We start from the raw sequence: 17,272 nt of genomic DNA, 5'->3' as shown, positions 1-17,272 counted from the left end.
CTGTAAAGATTGCCCGCCTAGGCATTGATCTGCATACAAAGCAAAGCACAAATCCGAAAATTCAGTTACGTGCTCGTTCACTGATACATGTGTGTAGCCCGGTCATTATGCAGCTCTTAAACAAGGCTGGGATACTTGAGGTTCAAATTCAGGTTTCTAAAACTCTCTTAAATTGATTTTTATATGGTTCAGTTATTTCTTCTAAAGATCTAACGTTAGGCTAAATAGTGGTAGCGAGTGGGTAAGCTGAGTTCTTCGATGTAAGATTTTGAAAGAATAATTCCCTAATAAATATTTAAAAAATTCTTCAATATTTATGTTGTTATTGATGATTGGTTGATTGTCCTTATTGATGAGATATAAGCACAAGTTGCGGAAAACAAAAGAAATTAACTTATCTTGAGAGAGTTGTTGTAGAATTATAATTTCGATTGATTGCTAATAGATGAAGTTGTTGATTTCTAATTCTCGACTAAATCAAATCTTTAGAATGGTTAGGATAGCTTTGATAGAATTTTTCGCTAAGCTAGATATAATAGTAATGATTTAAGGTATACTATATTATTGAAGCGGATATCACTTTTATAATTTTAGAAGGTATAATCTCAGTTTAATTAGCCTGATTATTTAACAGGGATTACCAAAAAAAATGCTTTCGAAATAGTTTTCCGAAAGCATTTTTTATAGCAAATTTATCTTATCTTATTTTAAGGTCAATGTCTGTGTTCTGTCTGGACCAACAGATAAAAATTTGATTGGTACTTCTAATTCTTTTTCTAAGAACTCGATGTAAGCGCTTAACTGAGCAGGAATTTGATCAGTTGAAGTAATGCCAGTTAAATTAGTTTTCCAGCCTTCAATTGCTTCTAAAACTGGTTTAGGTTCTACAGTGATGATATCATAAGGCATATAATCGATAGTTTGACCGTCGTGCTCATAATGTGTACAAGCGTAGATGGTATCAAAGCCATCTAAAACATCAGCTTTCATCATAATTAATTCGGTAACACCGTTCAACATGATCGCATATTTTAAAGCAGGAAGATCAATCCAACCACAGCGGCGAGCCCTACCTGTAGTTGCACCAAATTCGTGACCTACGGCACGTAAAGTTTCGCCAGTTTCGTCAAATAACTCGGTTGGGAATGGGCCACCACCAACACGTGTACAATAAGCTTTGAAAATACCGTAAACATCGCCCACTTTATTTGGAGCAATACCTAAACCGGTACAAGCACCTGCGGTGGTAGTGTTAGATGAAGTAACAAATGGGTAAGAGCCAAAATCAACATCTAATAAAGCGCCTTGAGCGCCTTCTGCTAATACTTTTTTGCCATCTTTTAGGTAGCCGTTTACAAAGTGTTCGCTATCTACATGAGGGATAGACTTGATGAATTCGATAGCTTCAAAGAAAGCTGCTTCTTTTTCAGTTAAATCATACTCAAATTCGTAGTGAGATAAGATTTCTTTATGTTTTTGAACTAGTTTTTCGTATCTCTCTTTAAAATCTGTCAAGGTAGTATCGCCAACGCGGATACCATTTCTACCGGTTTTGTCCATATAGGTTGGGCCAATTCCTTTTAAAGTAGAACCAATTTTACCAGCGCCCATTTTTTGCTCGTTAGCAGCATCTAATAGTTGGTGTGTAGGTAAAATTAAGTGTGCTTTACGTGCTAAAACTAATTTTCCTTTACCAACTGGATCATGACCAGCGGCTTTTAAATTGTCTAATTCTCTTTTTAAAATAATTGGGTCAATTACCACACCATTGCCAATTAAGTTCATGGTTTTTTCATTGAAAATACCTGATGGTATGGTGTTCAATACAAATTTTTTGCCGTCAAATTCTAAGGTGTGGCCAGCATTTGGCCCGCCTTGAAAACGGGCTATTAAATCATATTGAGGACTTAGAACATCAACGATTTTTCCTTTACCTTCATCGCCCCATTGCAGGCCTAGTAGTACATCTACTTGCGTCATTATAATAAATTAAGAGAATAAGATTGGTTATTGTAAATAATTAGTGTGCTTTGTTTTTGATGGTTGCAGCTGCGCTACAATCAAAACATATTCCGTAAAGATTTAAAGAGTGATGTTTGATGTCGAATTTTAGCAATTCGCCAACCATATTTTGAATTTGACCAATACGTGGATCGCAGAATTCTACTACTTTGCCACAATCGATACAAATTACGTGATCATGTTGATGATAACCGTAAGATTTTTCGAATTGAGCCATGTTTTTGCCAAATTGGTGTTTAGTTACCAAATCGCAAGAAACCAATAACTCTAATGTATTGTAAACCGTAGCTCTACTTACACGGTATTTTTGATTTTTCATGTGTATGTAAAGGGTTTCCACATCAAAGTGATCATCTCTTGAGTAGATTTCTTCTAGAATAGCAAAACGCTCAGGGGTTTTTCTTAAGTTTTTATTTTCGAGATAAGCTTCAAATATCTTTCTAACTAACTCGCTTGTGTTCTGTTCAGACATAGTTTTAAACTCCATTTCAAAGGTAGTTAATTGATTACAGAGATTAAAGGATTACAAGGATTTATGTTGATAAAATGATGGAATGTTAATGGTTAGTTATTAATGATTACTTATAACAGTTGTTTACTTAAAACAAATTCCTTTTTCTGCCTTTGTAGATACTGATTGAGTTTTACAATCGGAATAGAAAACTTAAAGCTCTTGTTCTTTATGATATTCTCTTTCATCATTAACAATTAATCATTCATAATTAACCATTAATTAGGCATCAAATCTAGTTACCCCAGTTATGCCTTTTACGTCTAACAAATTTTTAATCAGATTATCTAAATGCTCCTTATCATTTACAAAAACCTTTATAGAACCATCAAAAATGCCGTCTTCGGTATCAATGGTAATGGAACGGATATTTACTTTAAAATCGTTTGAAATTACCTTGGTAAGGTTATTGATTAAGCCAACATCGTCTATGCCGACGATACGTAACCCTGTTAAGAAACTCAATTCTTGTTGCCTGTTCCATTTCGCTTTTACTACACGGTAACCATAATTGGCCATCAGTTGGGCAGCATTAGGGCAATTGGTACGATGTATTTTGATGCCTTCATTTACCGTAACAAATCCAAAAACATCATCTCCCGGTATGGGATTACAGCAGACTGCCAATGTGTAGTCTATTTTCTGTAAATCTTCGCCAATTAATAGGACGTCAGATTCAGGGCCTTTAACCTTTTTAAGTAGAGCATCTATGCGTTCGTTATCACTTGTTTTTTCGTTGCCTCGGTTCTCAATTTCCTTTTCACTTGCAAGATATTCTTTCAGGTCTTTAAGCTCTATTTTTCCGGTAGCAACGTTTATGAATAAATCTTGCGTAGATTGAAGTTTGAAGAAATAGCTTAGCTTATTAAGGTTGTCTGTATTGTAAGTGATTTTAAGCGATTTAAGTTTGCGCTCTAACAGTTCCTTGCCTTCTTCTGCAATTTTACGTTTTTCTTCTTTTAATGATGATTTGATTTTCGATTTGGCCTTTGCCGTCATCACGATATTTAACCAATCCTCTTTCGGCGTTTGCTTGCTAGATGTGATGATTTCTACCTGATCGCCGTTTTGTAGTTTATAAGAAAGCGGAACTAATTTGTGGTTTACTTTGGCGCCAATACATTTTGCGCCAATATCTGTATGGATTTCGAAGGCAAAATCTAAAGCAGTTGCACCTAAAGGCAACTGTAACAAAGCTCCTTTTGGTGTAAAAATGAAAATCTCATCAGAGAAAAGGTTCATTTTGAAATCGTCCAAGAAATCTAATGCGTTAGATTCTGGGTTACTTAGCATTTCCCTCACTTTTTGGATCCATTGATCTAAACCATTATCATTGCTGCTTTCTTTGTATTTCCAGTGTGCGGCAAAACCCTTTTCTGCAATCTCGTTCATACGTTGTGTACGAATTTGAACTTCTACCCATTGGCCTTTTGGCCCCATCACAGTAGTATGTAAAGACTCGTAACCGTTACCTTTTGGAGAAGAAACCCAATCACGCAGACGGTCTGGATTTGGACGGTACAAATCGGTAACGATAGAATAGGCTTTCCAACAATCTGCTTTTTCTCTTTCTAAGGGGCTATCTAGGATGATTCTAATGGCAAAAAGATCGTAAACCTCCTCAAAAGGAATGTTCTTTTTCTTCATTTTATTCCATATAGAATGGATTGATTTTGGGCGGCCATAAACATTGGCTGTTAAACCTTGCTCGGCCAAGATATCAGTAATAGGTTCTACAAAGCTTTTAATAAATGCATTTCTTTCTGCTTTTTTTTCGTTAAGCTGAGTGGCTATGTATTTGTAGGTATCTGGTTCGAGATATTTCATTGAAAGATCTTCGAGTTCGGATTTAATGGCATACAAACCCAGACGATGTGCTAACGGGGCATATAAGTAAATGGTTTCTGATGCAATTTTTAGCTGTTTGTGACGAGGCATAAAGTCCATCGTACGCATATTGTGCAACCTATCCGCCAGTTTAATTAAAATTACCCTTACATCATCAGCAAGTGTAAGCAACATTTTTCTGAAATTCTCTGCCTGTAAGGACTGTTGGTGTCAAAAACGCCAGAAATTTTGGTTAAACCATCAATAATTTTCGCTGTTTTTTTACCGAATTCACGTTCAATATCCTCCAAAGTGATATCGGTATCTTCTACTACATCGTGCAGCAAGGCGCAAACAATAGAAGTGGTACCTAAACCAATTTCTTCGGCGGCAATTTGCGCCACAGCAATTGGATGGTAAATATAAGGCTCCCCAGATTTGCGTCGCATGTCTTTATGGCTTTCTAATGCCATATCGAAAGCTTTGCGTATTTCTTTCTTATCTCCTTTTTGAAGGGTTGATTTAGAGGCACGTAGCAAAGCCCTGTACCTTTTTAGTATTTCTTTTTTCTCTGCCTCAAGATCAATAACCAAAGTATTCTTCATTTGTGTTTTATAGGTAAAATTATAGTATTTTTATACTATAAAGTGTTATATTGGGTTGTAGTTAAAACGAATATATAAAAATTGCGCTAACTTTGAATAGGCATAAATTTATGAAATTTTATCGTCTTTTTGCTGTTTCTATTGTCATGATTGCTGTTTTTGATGCAAATGCTCAAGACAGTTTATCAACTGGTATTTGGCCAAAATTAGGCAAAAATGATACCATTCGTGTGGCGGCTACAAATGATGGTGGTTACATGATTCCATGGATTGGCCTTAAAGAAGTTGTTATTCTAGGTCAGCGTATTTGGAAATCGCCGCAAGAGCAAGCCGCTTATAATAGGTTGAGATACAACGTGCTTAAAGTAATGCCTTATGCTTTATTTGCAAAGCGAAGATATGAGCAGCTAGAGCGGGATGTGGCTGTTGTAGCAGATAAAAAGGAACAAAAGCGTTTGATAAAAGAATGCGATAATGAAATTAAGAAGATGTTTAACACCGAAATAAAGGAGTTGACCATTACACAAGGACAAATATTAACTAAATTAATTGATAGAGAGGTAGGGAGAACAACTTATGACATCGTAAAGGAAACAAAAGGCAAGTTTGCGGCGTTTTCTTACCAATTGGTTGCTAGAGTTGTAGGACATAACTTGAAAAATACCTACAGTGTTCAAGAAGATAGAGATATCGAATCGATCATTAGAAATTCTGGCTACTATCAATAAAGTTTAAATATGAAGGTAAATCCAACAGTGTATCCATTTAAGGCTCGCCTTATTGATGGAACAGAAAAAAACTTGGCCGATTTTGACGGTAAAGTATTGTTGATTGTAAACACGGCTTCTGGTTGTGGTTTTACTCCGCAGCTAAAAGAACTGCAAGAAATTAGAGACGAATTTTCTGGACAAGGTTTTGAGGTTTTGGGCTTCCCTTCCAATGATTTTGGTAAACAGGAACCTTTAGATGGCGCAGCAATTAACGAATTTTGCGAAGTTAACTATGGCGTACAATTTCCTATTTTTGATAAAGTAATGATAAGAGGCAAAGCAGCCCATCCGCTGTTTAAATTCTTAGCAGATAAAAAGCAAAATGGCAACCTAACTTCTACGCCGCGTTGGAATTTTCATAAATACCTGATCAATAAAAAAGGAGAAGTAGTGGAATATTTCTTTCCATTTACCAAGCCAACTTCATCTAAAGTGAAGAAAAAAATACAGAGGTTATTATTGGAAAATGACTAAATGAAAAAATGATTACGTGGGTAAATAACGACTGGATTTTCAAAAGTATTTACTTATTTAATCATCTACTCATTTAAAATTAATTATATGAAATTAGATTTATTGGTGTTAGCTGTTCATCCAGACGATGCTGAACTAGGGTGCTCGGGTACGATTATCAAACATATTGCACAGGGTAAAAAAGTAGGGATTGTAGATTTTACCCAGGGCGAGTTAGGAACACGTGGTACGATTGAAACCCGTACAGAAGAATCTAAAAATGCTTCGGCAATTATGGGAATTCATGCCAGAGAAAATATCGGTATTAGAGATGGTTTCTTTAAAAATGATGAGGAGCACCAGCTGCAAGTGGTAAAGATGATCCGCAAATACCAACCCGAAATTATCCTTACCAATGCTTTACACGATCGTCATCCTGATCATGGTAGGGCTTCTGATTTAGCTAACGATGCCATTTTTCTCTCTGGATTAAGAAAGGTAGAAACTGAGCTAAATGGTGCAGCGCAACAACCTTGGCGACCGAGATTAACTTTGCAATACATTCAGGATACGTATATCGAGCCAGATATCATTGTTGATATTTCTGAGCACATGGAACAAAAAATAGCAGCCATTAGAGCTTTCAAAACGCAGTTTGATAGTCCAAGCGAAAATGAGCCTCAAACTTATATTTCTACTCCCGCATTTTTGCAATCGGTAATTGCCCGGGCTAGGGAAATGGGTAAAAATATTGGCGCCGAGTATGGCGAAGGTTTTACTTCCAGAAAGCTTTTAGGTGTAGATAGTTTGTTCGATTTGAGGTAAAAATTAGATGTTTCGAAAGAAGGAAAGATCTTATAAGTTAGTGCGAAAGGTTGGCGGAGACGGCAACGTGTAATTTGCTTTGCTCTTTGTTGTCGCTCTCGCTAACAGGGAATACGTTTCGAAAACCTTCGGGAGAAAATCCTTCAAAACCCAACAATTTTGGTCATTTTTTGTTTAAGTTTAAATCACAAAGTCAGTTAGTTTTGGCTTTTAACTTTTACTTTAAACATATCCCATCTATGGCCAATCTATTTTCCTCTTTAAAAAACGCCTATCAATTGTTTAAAAGTGTAGACTTCCAGAAACTGGATGCACTTTCTAAAAAGGTAGATCTGCCTAAAATGGTAGAAACCATTTCCAGTCTCGACGAAAAGCAACTGCAAGGAATGATGAAAATGATGGGTGGAGGTTCTCGTAAAAAGGAATTACCACCTATTGAAGGAGATTTTTATCAATTGGGCGAAGAAGCACTTAACGAAGAAGACAGAGCTTTGCAGTTAAAAGTTAGGGCTTTTCTAGAAAAGGAAGTTAAGCCAATTGTAAACAGTTATTGGAACAGAGCAGAATTTCCTTTTGAGGTTATCCCAAAATTAGCCGAGCTAAATATCTGTGGTTTGACTTACAAAGGTTACGGCTGTCCGGGGAAATCAAATTTAATGGAAGGAATTTTAGCTATGGAAATGGCTAGGATAGACACCTCGCTTTCTACGTTTTTCGGTGTGCAAAGTGGATTGGCCATGGGTTCCATCTATATTTGTGGTTCAGAGGAGCAGAAACAGAAATGGTTGCCATCTATGCAAAAATTCGAAACCATAGGTGCTTTTGGACTTACCGAACCCGAAGTAGGTTCTGCAGCTGCTGGCGGATTAACCACAACCTGTAAAAAAGTAGGTGACGAATGGATTTTAAACGGCCAAAAAAAATGGATTGGTAATGCCACGTTTGCAGATATTCTAGTGATTTGGGCCAGAGATGAAGATAGCGGCGAAGTGAAGGGCTTTATCGTTAAAAAGGATAATCCCGGGTTTGCGGTAGAGAAGATGGAAAATAAAATGGCACTTAGAATAGTTCAGAATGGGTTAATTACGTTAACAGATTGTAAAGTGCAAGAAGTTGACCGATTGCAAAATGCGAATTCATTTAAAGACACTGCTAAAGTATTGCAGATGACAAGAGCTGGCGTGGCTTGGCAGGCCGTGGGTTGTGCCCGTGGTGCTTACGAAAACGCTTTGGACTATACTAGGACTAGAAAGCAGTTTGGCAAACCTATCGCCTCATTTCAACTTATTCAAAATCACTTAGTAGAGATGTTGTCAAATCTTACCGCCATGCAAACGCTATGTTTCAGACTTTCGCAGTTACAAGATCAAGGAATGCTAAAAGATGAGCATGCGTCTTTGGCAAAAGTATTTTGTTCGCTTCGTACAAGAGATGTGGTAAGTAAAGCCAGAGAAGTAATGGGTGGCAATGGTATCCTTTTAGAATATAATGTAGCTCGATTTGTGGCAGATGCCGAGGCTATTTATTCTTACGAGGGTACCAAAGAAATTAATACGCTAATTGTGGGTAGGGCAATTACTGGATATTCTGCTTTTGTTTAAAAGCCGAAGACTTACGAAGTTTCAAAAACTTCGTAAGTCTAACTATATATTATTTAAACGGCCATTTAACCAAACCTACGTTACCCATAGCGCTTTTTTCGTATAAAGCAAAGCAGTTGTTGTTAAATTGGCTGTCAAAATTAACATTGCCTGGAGATAATGTTTTAGGTGCTGTTTTGCCTGCTAAAAAATAATAAACCTTAGTATTGCCATATTTAGTGTGGGGCATTAAATCTCCGTATTCTTTTAATTGGGCAGCTGAGGTATCCACAACTGTAACCGCGTAAATTCGCTGAATTGGACCTGTGTTGTTCTCATTGCGGTAAGTTGCTACTTCTTTAAAACCCCCTTTTAAATCCTCAATGCCTGATTGTGTAAAGGTATCTTTTAACATCCAGCCAATAAGAACAGTTACAAATAAGGCTATACCGATTTTTTTCATGTCCCGAAATTAAAAGAAATTGATTTTGGGTTTGTAGCAGAGAAGTCATGAAATGATAAAACCATTAAGAAGTAGGTGGCTATATGTTTTACTTCTTAATGGTTTTGAGCAGGTTAAATTGTTGACAAAATCTTGCGCATCACTTCAATTCCTTCATCAATATGTTGTTTTTCGATACAAAGTGCAGGTCTAAAGCGGATGGTTTGGTTACCACAACCTAAAAACATCACGTTTTCTGCCATTCCTTTTTCTACAAATTTATTCCTCATTTCCTTATCAGGGAAATCAAAAGAACATAACAAACCTTTACCACGAACATTACTCATTTTATCATATTTCGTTGCAAGCCCATGGAGCTGATTTTTCAAGTAATCGCCAACAACTGCTGCATTTTCGCAAAGATTATCTTCTTCTATGATGTTTAAAATTTGAGTAGAACGAACCATATCTACCAAGTTACCTCCCCAAGTAGAGTTAATACGTGATGGCACATTAAAAACATTTCCAGAAATTTCGTCAACTTTGTTGCCAACCAAAATTCCGCATACCTGCATTTTTTTACCAAAAGCAACAATGTCTGGTCTAGCTTTTTCACTAAAATGCTGATGGCACCAAAACTTACCTGTTAAGCCTACTCCTGTTTGCACTTCATCGTATATTAAAAAGGCTTCGTTTTCATCCGCCAGTTGGCGAAGTTGGATTAAAAACTCTTCTCTAAGATGGTTGTCGCCACCTTCGGATTGGATAGGTTCTATGATGATGGCACAAATATCATCTTTGTGATCCGCAAAAGCTTGTTTGATTTGAGCTAATGACGTAGCTTCGGTTTCTTCGGCGATTTTTAAATTTTCATCGTTAAGTGGGAATTTAAGTTGAGGCGTACTAACCCTAGGCCAATCGAATTTGGCAAACCATTTCGTTTTATCGGGTAGCGTATTGGTTAAACTTAGCGTATAGCCACTTCGGCCATGAAAAGCTTTTTCAAAATGGATGACTTTAAATCCTTTCTCTTCTTTGTAACCTTTAGCAAAGTTTTTCTGAACTTTCCAATCCATGGCCACCTTTAGTGCATTCTCTATGGCTAAGGCTCCGCCTGCTACAAAAAAGGCATGCGGCAAGTAAGAAGGAATACCCACACGAGAAAAAGTATGCACAAATTCTGCGTATTGTTGCGTGTACACATCAGAATTTGACGGATTTGCTAATGCCGCTAATAGTAAATGATGTGTAAAGGATTTATCATTAACCATTTTAGGATGATTGTATCCTAATGGCACGGATGCAAAACAAGTGAAGAAATCTAACAGCCTGCGGTTGTTTTTCGAATCGTAAATATAAGCGCCGTTACTTTTTTCTATATCATAGGTTAGGTCGTACCCATCGGCAAGGATATGCTTTTTTAATGTTTGTTTAACTTGGTTTGGCGCTACACTTAATTGATACATAGATTTAAGTTTTGGTATAACTCAAATTTATTAAAATGTGCCAAAAAATCAAATTTAGGCGGTTTTTGAACTCTGAGTTCAAAAACTAGGTTTAAACAGTTTAAAGTTAGATTTTGACCGAAACTTCCACAGCCTTGAATAAATGTGGAAAAAATATTTTAAGATCATTTATCGAATTCGGCGAGTTTTCCCAAAATTCCAAATAAACCTCCGGTATGAATTGCTAGTATTTTAGCTTCTTTTGAAATCTGATTTTTTGCTATCAAATCGTTAATGGCAAAACACATTTTACCTGTATAAATGGGGTCTAAAAGGATACCGGTTTTTGCCGTAAAATCTTTAATAAAGAAGATTAACTCTCTAGTTGTTTTGGCATATCCACCAAAATGATAATCGGTATGTAAATGTAACTTAGTTAAATTGGGCTTAAAGCGTGCAATCTCTTCTGCAATAAAATTACCTCCCTTTAAAACTGGTATTACGTGTAACTGAGTGTTTAAATTAAGTTGGTTTATTCCTTTTAGCAAACCTGCAGCGGTGGTACCCGTTCCTGCTGCACAAAAGATATGATCGAAAGGTTGGGGTAGCTCGGCAATAATTTCTGCACATCCTATTATGGCTTCTGCACTAGCTCCACCTTCGTTAATGAAATAAGCATCTTCATCATTTCCGTAGTTTGCCTCAAACAATTGTAGCTTGTTTCGGTAGCTTTCTCTACTTACAAAGTGTAATCGCATGCCAAATATCTTGCAAAGAGATAGCATTTCGTTACTTACTTCTTCGCCTCTTACAAACGCTGTTGCTTTTAACTGATGCTTTGCTGCTGCTGCTGCTGTGGCTAATAGGTGGTTAGAGTAAGCGCCGCCAAAAGTTACCAAATGTTTTTTGTTCTTAGCCGCTGCATCAAGCAAGATGTATTTTAGTTTTCGCCATTTATTACCCGACACAAAAGAGTCGATCAAATCATCTCTCTTGATAAAAAAAGTGTGGTTGTTGTAAGTAACCTGATGTATTGGACTAGGTAATTGCATAAAAAAAGCTTCTACAAAGAGAAGCTTTTAAAATCTATTTTTAAAATTTTATTTGCCCATTCCAAAGCCTATACCTGCGTTTACATATCCATATTTAGCTTGCGTATAAGAAGCGTAAAGTCTAAAGAACGCCAAGTGTAGTTGGAAGCCTAAAGAAGCCCTCATTCCACTTACATCTGTGTTGGAGAAGGCAAATGGGTCATTGTATGTTTGTCTTCCGGTTGGCGTTGCAGGACTTACCTAAGCACCGCAAACTCATAAGTACCTAATGCTTGTAAATCACTTTCAGATTTTTGATAGCCTACACTTAAAAAAGGTGTAAACACTGCCAAAGTTTTAGAAACAATGGCATCGGCGCTCATTCCTTTTACCTTTGCCTTTAATTGTTGGTTAGGATTTGGGGTAGTGCCTACCTCTAAAGGTAAACTATAATTTAGCTGTGTGAAGCCTAGCGCTACGGCAACATCAACGGGTACTATTTTTTCTGTTTTCCCTAAAAATAGAGGTAAAACTTCAATTTTTGCACCGGCACCTATCATGTCTATTTTTCCATAGTCTTTTAGATCAATGGTTGGTACATACCTTAAAGAAATATCAATATTTTTAGGAATACCAACAGTTAGTTGCAACTGCGGCGCTGGTACGTAACCAATATCAATACCGTTTGGTAGGTTAAAATCTCCACTTGCATCGGGAGCTCCGTTTAAACGCATTAAAGTACCTTGTGTATCTTCTCCAGAAAATGTTGGAGAAATAGGGTTTGCTCCAGGTGCGGGTGCCATGCTTGTTAGGCCAAGCTTAGTTACATCAAAGGTTTTATCGCTATTGGGTACTATGGCTACTGTACCTGTAAACCTAAAATCGAAGCGGAGCGGCTTTTTTGCTTTTGCCGAGGTAAACCAACCCGAATTAATAGCGGTGCCCAGGCCTGTAAATAATGGCGATAAGTAGGCTTGCGTTAATTTAGAAGCATCTGCTGGTGCTCCCTTAAATACATCGCCAATTTGATCTTGTGCCTTTAAGCAAAAAGGCAATAAAAAAGCGCTAAGTAAAAAAGTATACTTTAGCGCTCTAAATTTTTTCTCATGTTTATTTGTTTGATTATCAGTGGCGAAAGTATATCTTTCTAATCAAATAAGGAAAAAAATTGATGACTATCTTAAAGTTTTCGGAAAATTGTTTCATAAGCCTTGCATTAAATTATCAAACTAACTACAATAAATAAGCCAAATTGTTTTTTAGGAATATCATTTTTGAAGAATTACTTTTGTAGCATGGAAAATTTCGCGATAGGGCAAGAAGAAGAGGAGCAAGATTTGTTCGAGCATTTTAACATTGTTGTAGATAAAGGACAATCGTTATTGCGTATTGACAAGTTTTTGATGCACCGTATAGAAAATGCATCAAGAAATAGAATACAGAATGCCATTGATGCTGGAAATGTACTGGTTAACAAACAGCAGATTAAAGCCAGCTATAAGGTAAAACCATTCGACGAAATTTCTATTGTATACGCCCAACCGCCACGAGATACCGAGGTTTATCCAGAAGATATTGCTATTGATATTGTTTACGAAGATGACGATTTGTTGGTGGTAAACAAGCCAGCTGGAATGGTAGTGCACCCTGGTTTCAATAATTATACAGGTACTTTGGTAAATGCCTTGGCGTTTCATTTTGAGCAATTACCTACACTGCCTGGAAACGATGGGAGGCCCGGTTTGGTACATCGTATAGATAAAGATACCTCGGGATTATTGCTCATCAGCAAAAACGAAATTACCATGACCAAGCTTGCTAAACAATTTTTTGACCATACCATTACCCGTAAATATTTGGCTTTAGCTTGGGGCGATATAGAAAAAGACGGAAGGATAGAAGGGTATATAGGCCGTAGCTTAAAAAATAGAATTATTCAAGATGTGTACGATGATGAGGATAAAGGCAAATGGTCGGCAACTAATTATACGGTTTTAGAACGATTGAACTACGTAACCTTGGTAAGCTGTCAATTAGAAACTGGACGTACGCATCAAATTAGAGCGCACATGAAACATATTGGCCATCCACTATTTAGCGATGCTACTTACGGTGGCGATAAGATTTTGAAAGGAACCACGTTTTCTAAATACAAGCAGTTTGTAGCCAACTGTTTCGAGCTCATGCCTCGGCAAGCTTTACATGCGCAAACTTTGGGTTTCATACATCCAACTACAAAAAAATATATGGAGTTTGAGGCACCCATGCCATCAGATTTTGAAGCGGTTTTAAATAAATGGCGTAACTATATCGTTTAAATGTCGCAATTTATTTTATTCAACGATCAGTTTTTTACGAAGGATTCGGCTGTTTTACAGGCTTCTAATCGAGCTTTCAAATTTGGAGACGGTTTGTTCGAATCTATGCGGATGTGCAATGGTAAACTGCAATTCCCAGAACTACATGCCGACAGGATTAAGGCAAGCATGAAAGCCTTGAAAATGGATGGTTATAACCTGCTAGATGAGTACTTTTGAAGCAAAAAACCGGCGAACTTGCCCGTAAAAACAAAATACAAAATAATGCCCGCTTTAGGCTAACTATTTACAGAGACGGCGAAGGCCTTTATGCGCCCGAAACCAATAAAGTAGGTTATTTGTTAGAGGTTAAACCATTAGAAACGGCCGGCTACGAGTTAAACAAAAAGGGAATTATTGTAGATGTTTACGATGAAATAGCGAAGCCTGTTAACAAACTTTCTAACTATAAAACAACCAATTCGTTGCCTTTTGTAATGGCGGCTATTTATCAAAAGCAACATCGGTTAGATGAGGTTTTACTGCTCAATCAACATGGTTTTTTGTGCGAAAGTACTAGTTCTAACCTATTTGTGGTCTATCAAAATCAGATTTACACCCCCGCACTTTCTGAGGGCTGTGTTGGCGGTGTGATGCGTAATGTGGTAATGCAATTGGCAAAAAAGCATCAGCTGCCGCTAATTGAGGCACAAATTAACCCGCAGATATTAAACGAAGCCGAAGAGGTTTTTCTAACCAACGCTATTGGTGGTGTGCGTTGGGTAATGGGTTATGGTCGCAAAAGGTATTTTAATGAGGTGGCCAGAATGTTTAGTGGCTGGTTAAATCAATCGTTATAAGCCTTTAAAAGTTAAAAGTAGAAAGTATAAAGAGACATGTTGCCTATTTTTAGTTGAAAAGTATCGTTAGGCTCTTTTCGGTAACCACAGTCCTTCTTTCCGCTGCAATCTTTTTATGGTTTTCTGTTTTTATTTCTAGGTACGAGGAATCCACAACTTAAACTGCTTGGATAAACAGATCCTTCACTATCGTTCAGGATAAGATTAACCCAAAAAGTATTTCTGCTACAATAAGGTTTAATTAACTTATTACGGTAGGTCTTCGGCAAAACCGCCATTCTTCCTCCGTAGATCGAAAAATGAGCCAATCAAAATTTGGCGAGGCAATTAAGATATCTTCCGTAGGGAAATCATAAAGTGAATCGGCGTAGGCAATAATATCCTTTAGTTTTAGTTTAAGAACTGGTGTATAATACAGATAAAACAAAAAAACTTCCTCTTCTAAGTCAACTTGGAGTTGTAGCGCAAAATCAGCTATAATTTTACCCGCATTTTCGTAAGCCAAAACTGGGACGGTATCACTGGGCATATATCTTAAGGGGTAGGTAGATGGAAAAGTTGCGTAAAGTTTGCTAACAATGTTCTTTTCATCATCAGTGTTTAGCTTTTGTAGGTCTAAATTGAATTTGTTGAAAGGCTCAGTAGCCATCCTCTTTTCCCAAAAGCTAATCTCTTCATCCGTTATATTGGCCAACTGAACCAATTCATGATTAACATCATTTTCTACAACAATTTCATAAATCTCTAGCCAATTTATTAAATGCCTATCAATAAATTCATTAGCGCTAATACGTAGTTGTATTTGGTGTTTTTTAGCTGCTAAATTCTGTTTCTGATTTTCATCCATCTAGGTAATAAATTAATGATCAATAAGCCAATAAACCAATAAACAATAAGCTAATATTCAATATCTAATGAACTATTGAACCAATAAAACTATAACCTTACGCCCCTCAAAAATTCATCAACTTGCATTCGTTTTTTTCCTTCCAATTGCAGTTCTAATAATTTAATATAGCCGTTGTTAGTAGCAAATTTCAAAAAGGTTTTGCCATCGGTTTCAAATGTTCCTGCTTCGATAGTTGGAGTTATATCTTCCTTTCCTACTTTGAAAACCTTCAAAGTTTTCTCGTTTAAGAAAGTAAAAGCTGTAGGGTAGGGACTTAAACCTCTAATATGGTTGTAAACAACTTGATTGTCTTTTTTCCAGTCAATTTCACAGAAATCCTTGAAAATTTTCGGTGCTGATTTTAATTCAGTATTCATAGGTTGCGGCACTTCGCTATAGTTGCCCTCTTCAATAGATTTTACTGTTTTAACGATCAGGTCTGCACCAATATTCATCAATTTGTCGTGCAATGTTCCGGCGGTATCGTCTTCAGTAATTGGTGTGTTGGCAGATAAAATCACATCGCCGGTATCAATTTCTTGCTTTAAAAAGAAGGTAGTTACGCCACTTTCTTTTTCGCCGTTAATGATAGCGTGGTTAATTGGGGCCGCACCTCTATACTGTGGTAGCAAAGAACCGTGTAGGTTAATTGTTCCTTTTGGAGGCATATTCCAAACGATTTCTGGTAACATTCTAAAAGCAACAACAACTTGTAGATCTGCATTTAAGGCTTTTAACTCGGTAATAAATGCTGGATCTTTCAGTTTTAACGGTTGTAAAACCTTTAATCCGTTTGCTACAGCATATTTTTTAACGGCACTTTCATTTATTTTTTGCCCACGGCCAGCAGGCTTATCCGCTGCAGTAACTACTCCAACAATATCAAATCCCGCATTTTTTAGTGCAGCTAAAGAAGCTACAGCAAAATCAGGGGTGCCCATAAAAACTATTTTCATAAATTAATTTTGAATGGTAAAATGACTAAATGAGTAAATATTTATAGGATAGTCTAATAATTTTATCATTAATTCATTTTCTCAATTACTCATTTAAAATTTCATCGCCCTATCCAACTCCCGTTTGCTATCTCTTTCTTTAATACTATCGCGTTTATCAAACTCTTTTTTACCTTGAGCTAAAGCAATTTCCATTTTGGCAAAACCTCTTTCGTTGATGAAAATTCTTAGCGGTACAATAGTAAATCCTTTTTCCTCTCCTTTTATCCGGATTTTTCTAAGCTCCTTTTTTTGCAAAAGTAGAACTCGATCTCTCTTGATATCATGATGGTAAAAAGAGCTGTGGCTGTATTCTGAAATGTGGAGGTTTCTTACATATAAACTACTTCCAATAAAAGTACAAAAAGCATCAGTCATGTTTGCTTTCCCTTGTCTTATTGATTTAATTTCGGTGCCAAGCAAAGCAATTCCAGCTACATATTTATCTAAAATATGGTAATCAAAATAGGCTCGCTTATTCTTTATCTGTATATCGTTAGGCATGTTGCAAAGATAGGTTAATTGCTCTATTGTTTAATTGCAGAATTAGTTAAAAATATAGGAAATGGTAAGATACCAAAAGATTTTTTCATTTGGGCGGATGGCTTATTGCGTTTAAACATCGTATGATGTTTTTTATGTTTGGCTAAAAATAAAATTTAATTATTTATAAATATATTTTTAGATTTGCCTAAATTTATGTTTTTGTAAAGCTAATAG

The 17,272-nt window shown here is 36.6% G+C and carries 15 protein-coding genes and 3 pseudogenes; 7 read left to right on the top strand and 11 right to left on the bottom strand.

Annotated features, from left to right (window positions below; genetic code table 11):
• Nucleotides 1-702: 702 nt before the first annotated feature.
• The 3 genes and pseudogenes from OVA16_RS19945 to OVA16_RS19935 form a co-directional block, all read right to left on the bottom strand.
• Nucleotides 703-1,980 carry an adenylosuccinate synthase gene (locus OVA16_RS19945; RefSeq protein ID WP_267762795.1) on the bottom strand — a complete coding sequence of 426 codons (1,278 nt, stop codon included), beginning with the start codon at nt 1,978-1,980 and terminating at the stop codon, nt 703-705.
• Nucleotides 1,981-2,020: 40 nt separating this feature from the next.
• A complete protein-coding gene (locus OVA16_RS19940) occupies nt 2,021-2,494 on the bottom strand; it encodes a Fur family transcriptional regulator (RefSeq protein WP_267762793.1) in 474 nt (157 codons plus the stop codon).
• 261 nt (nt 2,495-2,755) lie between these two features.
• Nucleotides 2,756-4,965 (bottom strand): annotated as a pseudogene (locus tag OVA16_RS19935) (RelA/SpoT family protein).
• A gap of 110 nt (nt 4,966-5,075) precedes the next feature.
• On the opposite strand from OVA16_RS19935, the gene OVA16_RS19930 reads away from it, so the two are divergent.
• The 4 genes from OVA16_RS19930 (at nt 5,076) to OVA16_RS19915 (ending at nt 8,614) form a co-directional block, all read left to right on the top strand.
• Nucleotides 5,076-5,693 carry a DUF4294 domain-containing protein gene (locus OVA16_RS19930; RefSeq protein WP_267762791.1) on the top strand — a complete coding sequence of 206 codons (618 nt, stop codon included), beginning with the start codon at nt 5,076-5,078 and terminating at the stop codon, nt 5,691-5,693.
• A gap of 9 nt (nt 5,694-5,702) precedes the next feature.
• A complete protein-coding gene (locus OVA16_RS19925) occupies nt 5,703-6,209 on the top strand; it encodes a glutathione peroxidase (protein WP_267762790.1) in 507 nt (168 codons plus the stop codon).
• A gap of 87 nt (nt 6,210-6,296) precedes the next feature.
• Nucleotides 6,297-7,013 (top strand): bacillithiol biosynthesis deacetylase BshB1, encoded by a 717-nt coding sequence (bshB1, locus tag OVA16_RS19920; protein WP_267762788.1) that lies wholly within the window; start codon nt 6,297-6,299, stop codon nt 7,011-7,013.
• Between the two features lie 239 nt (nt 7,014-7,252).
• A complete protein-coding gene (locus tag OVA16_RS19915) occupies nt 7,253-8,614 on the top strand; it encodes an acyl-CoA dehydrogenase family protein (protein ID WP_267762787.1) in 1,362 nt (453 codons plus the stop codon).
• Between the two features lie 49 nt (nt 8,615-8,663).
• Here the strand turns inward: OVA16_RS19915 and OVA16_RS19910 are convergent, their stop codons facing one another.
• The 5 genes and pseudogenes from OVA16_RS19910 to OVA16_RS19895 all read right to left on the bottom strand — a co-directional run.
• On the bottom strand, nt 8,664-9,056 hold the full coding sequence (locus OVA16_RS19910) for a hypothetical protein (RefSeq protein ID WP_267762785.1): 393 nt from the start codon (nt 9,054-9,056) through the stop codon (nt 8,664-8,666).
• A 113-nt stretch (nt 9,057-9,169) separates the two neighbouring features.
• Nucleotides 9,170-10,501, bottom strand: coding sequence for an L-lysine 6-transaminase (lat, locus tag OVA16_RS19905; protein ID WP_267762784.1), 1,332 nt, complete (start codon nt 10,499-10,501; stop codon nt 9,170-9,172).
• A 164-nt stretch (nt 10,502-10,665) separates the two neighbouring features.
• Complete coding sequence (locus OVA16_RS19900; protein ID WP_267762783.1) at nt 10,666-11,532, bottom strand: 1-aminocyclopropane-1-carboxylate deaminase/D-cysteine desulfhydrase; 867 nt, start codon at nt 11,530-11,532, stop codon at nt 10,666-10,668.
• A 48-nt stretch (nt 11,533-11,580) separates the two neighbouring features.
• Nucleotides 11,581-11,733: pseudogene (locus OVA16_RS20200) on the bottom strand (DUF6588 family protein); the annotation flags it as partial.
• A gap of 35 nt (nt 11,734-11,768) precedes the next feature.
• Nucleotides 11,769-12,578 (bottom strand): annotated as a pseudogene (locus OVA16_RS19895) (DUF6588 family protein); the annotation flags it as partial.
• Nucleotides 12,579-12,806: 228 nt separating this feature from the next.
• Between OVA16_RS19895 and OVA16_RS19890 the strand changes: the two are divergent.
• Genes OVA16_RS19890 through OVA16_RS19880 form a run of 3 tightly spaced genes read left to right on the top strand, consistent with a single transcriptional unit; the run spans nt 12,807 to nt 14,668 of the window.
• The gene (locus OVA16_RS19890) at nt 12,807-13,829 is read left to right on the top strand and encodes an RluA family pseudouridine synthase (RefSeq protein WP_267762781.1); all 1,023 of its coding nucleotides are present in this window, start codon (nt 12,807-12,809) and stop codon (nt 13,827-13,829) included.
• The gene (locus OVA16_RS19885) at nt 13,830-14,048 is read left to right on the top strand and encodes a hypothetical protein (protein ID WP_267762780.1); all 219 of its coding nucleotides are present in this window, start codon (nt 13,830-13,832) and stop codon (nt 14,046-14,048) included.
• On the top strand, nt 14,045-14,668 hold the full coding sequence (locus tag OVA16_RS19880) for an aminotransferase class IV (RefSeq protein WP_267762779.1): 624 nt from the start codon (nt 14,045-14,047) through the stop codon (nt 14,666-14,668). Before OVA16_RS19885 ends, OVA16_RS19880 begins: the two co-directional genes overlap by 4 nt.
• Nucleotides 14,669-14,909: 241 nt before the next feature.
• Here OVA16_RS19880 and OVA16_RS19875 read toward each other — a convergent pair whose 3' ends face one another.
• The 3 genes from OVA16_RS19875 to smpB form a co-directional block, all read right to left on the bottom strand.
• A complete protein-coding gene (locus OVA16_RS19875; RefSeq protein ID WP_267762778.1) occupies nt 14,910-15,515 on the bottom strand; it encodes a hypothetical protein in 606 nt (201 codons plus the stop codon).
• Between the two features lie 89 nt (nt 15,516-15,604).
• A complete protein-coding gene (gene fmt / locus OVA16_RS19870) occupies nt 15,605-16,513 on the bottom strand; it encodes a methionyl-tRNA formyltransferase (protein ID WP_267762776.1) in 909 nt (302 codons plus the stop codon).
• A 93-nt stretch (nt 16,514-16,606) separates the two neighbouring features.
• Nucleotides 16,607-17,056, bottom strand: a complete 450-nt coding sequence (gene smpB / locus OVA16_RS19865; protein ID WP_267762775.1) for an SsrA-binding protein SmpB — start codon at nt 17,054-17,056, stop codon at nt 16,607-16,609.
• Between the last annotated feature and the right edge of the window lie 216 nt (nt 17,057-17,272).

The organism is Pedobacter sp. SL55 (assembly GCF_026625705.1).
Taxonomy (GTDB): Bacteria; Bacteroidota; Bacteroidia; order Sphingobacteriales; family Sphingobacteriaceae; genus Pedobacter.
Note: the sequence above shows the minus strand (reverse complement) of the source record. Positions and strands in the feature narration are given on the sequence as shown.

Bases quoted from the DNA above. Each gene is read 5' to 3' on its own strand.
- OVA16_RS19945 (WP_267762795.1), bottom strand. From the start codon at position 1,980: ATGACGCAAGTAGATGTACTACTAGGCCTGCAATGGGGCGATGAAGGT.
- OVA16_RS19940 (WP_267762793.1), bottom strand. From the start codon at position 2,494: ATGTCTGAACAGAACACAAGCGAGTTAGTTAGAAAGATATTTGAAGCT.
- OVA16_RS19930 (WP_267762791.1), top strand. From the start codon at position 5,076: ATGAAATTTTATCGTCTTTTTGCTGTTTCTATTGTCATGATTGCTGTT.
- OVA16_RS19925 (WP_267762790.1), top strand. From the start codon at position 5,703: ATGAAGGTAAATCCAACAGTGTATCCATTTAAGGCTCGCCTTATTGAT.
- bshB1 (WP_267762788.1), top strand. From the start codon at position 6,297: ATGAAATTAGATTTATTGGTGTTAGCTGTTCATCCAGACGATGCTGAA.
- OVA16_RS19915 (WP_267762787.1), top strand. From the start codon at position 7,253: ATGGCCAATCTATTTTCCTCTTTAAAAAACGCCTATCAATTGTTTAAA.
- OVA16_RS19910 (WP_267762785.1), bottom strand. From the start codon at position 9,056: ATGAAAAAAATCGGTATAGCCTTATTTGTAACTGTTCTTATTGGCTGG.
- lat (WP_267762784.1), bottom strand. From the start codon at position 10,501: ATGTATCAATTAAGTGTAGCGCCAAACCAAGTTAAACAAACATTAAAA.
- OVA16_RS19900 (WP_267762783.1), bottom strand. From the start codon at position 11,532: ATGCAATTACCTAGTCCAATACATCAGGTTACTTACAACAACCACACT.
- OVA16_RS19890 (WP_267762781.1), top strand. From the start codon at position 12,807: ATGGAAAATTTCGCGATAGGGCAAGAAGAAGAGGAGCAAGATTTGTTC.
- OVA16_RS19885 (WP_267762780.1), top strand. From the start codon at position 13,830: ATGTCGCAATTTATTTTATTCAACGATCAGTTTTTTACGAAGGATTCG.
- OVA16_RS19875 (WP_267762778.1), bottom strand. From the start codon at position 15,515: ATGGATGAAAATCAGAAACAGAATTTAGCAGCTAAAAAACACCAAATA.
- fmt (WP_267762776.1), bottom strand. From the start codon at position 16,513: ATGAAAATAGTTTTTATGGGCACCCCTGATTTTGCTGTAGCTTCTTTA.
- smpB (WP_267762775.1), bottom strand. From the start codon at position 17,056: ATGCCTAACGATATACAGATAAAGAATAAGCGAGCCTATTTTGATTAC.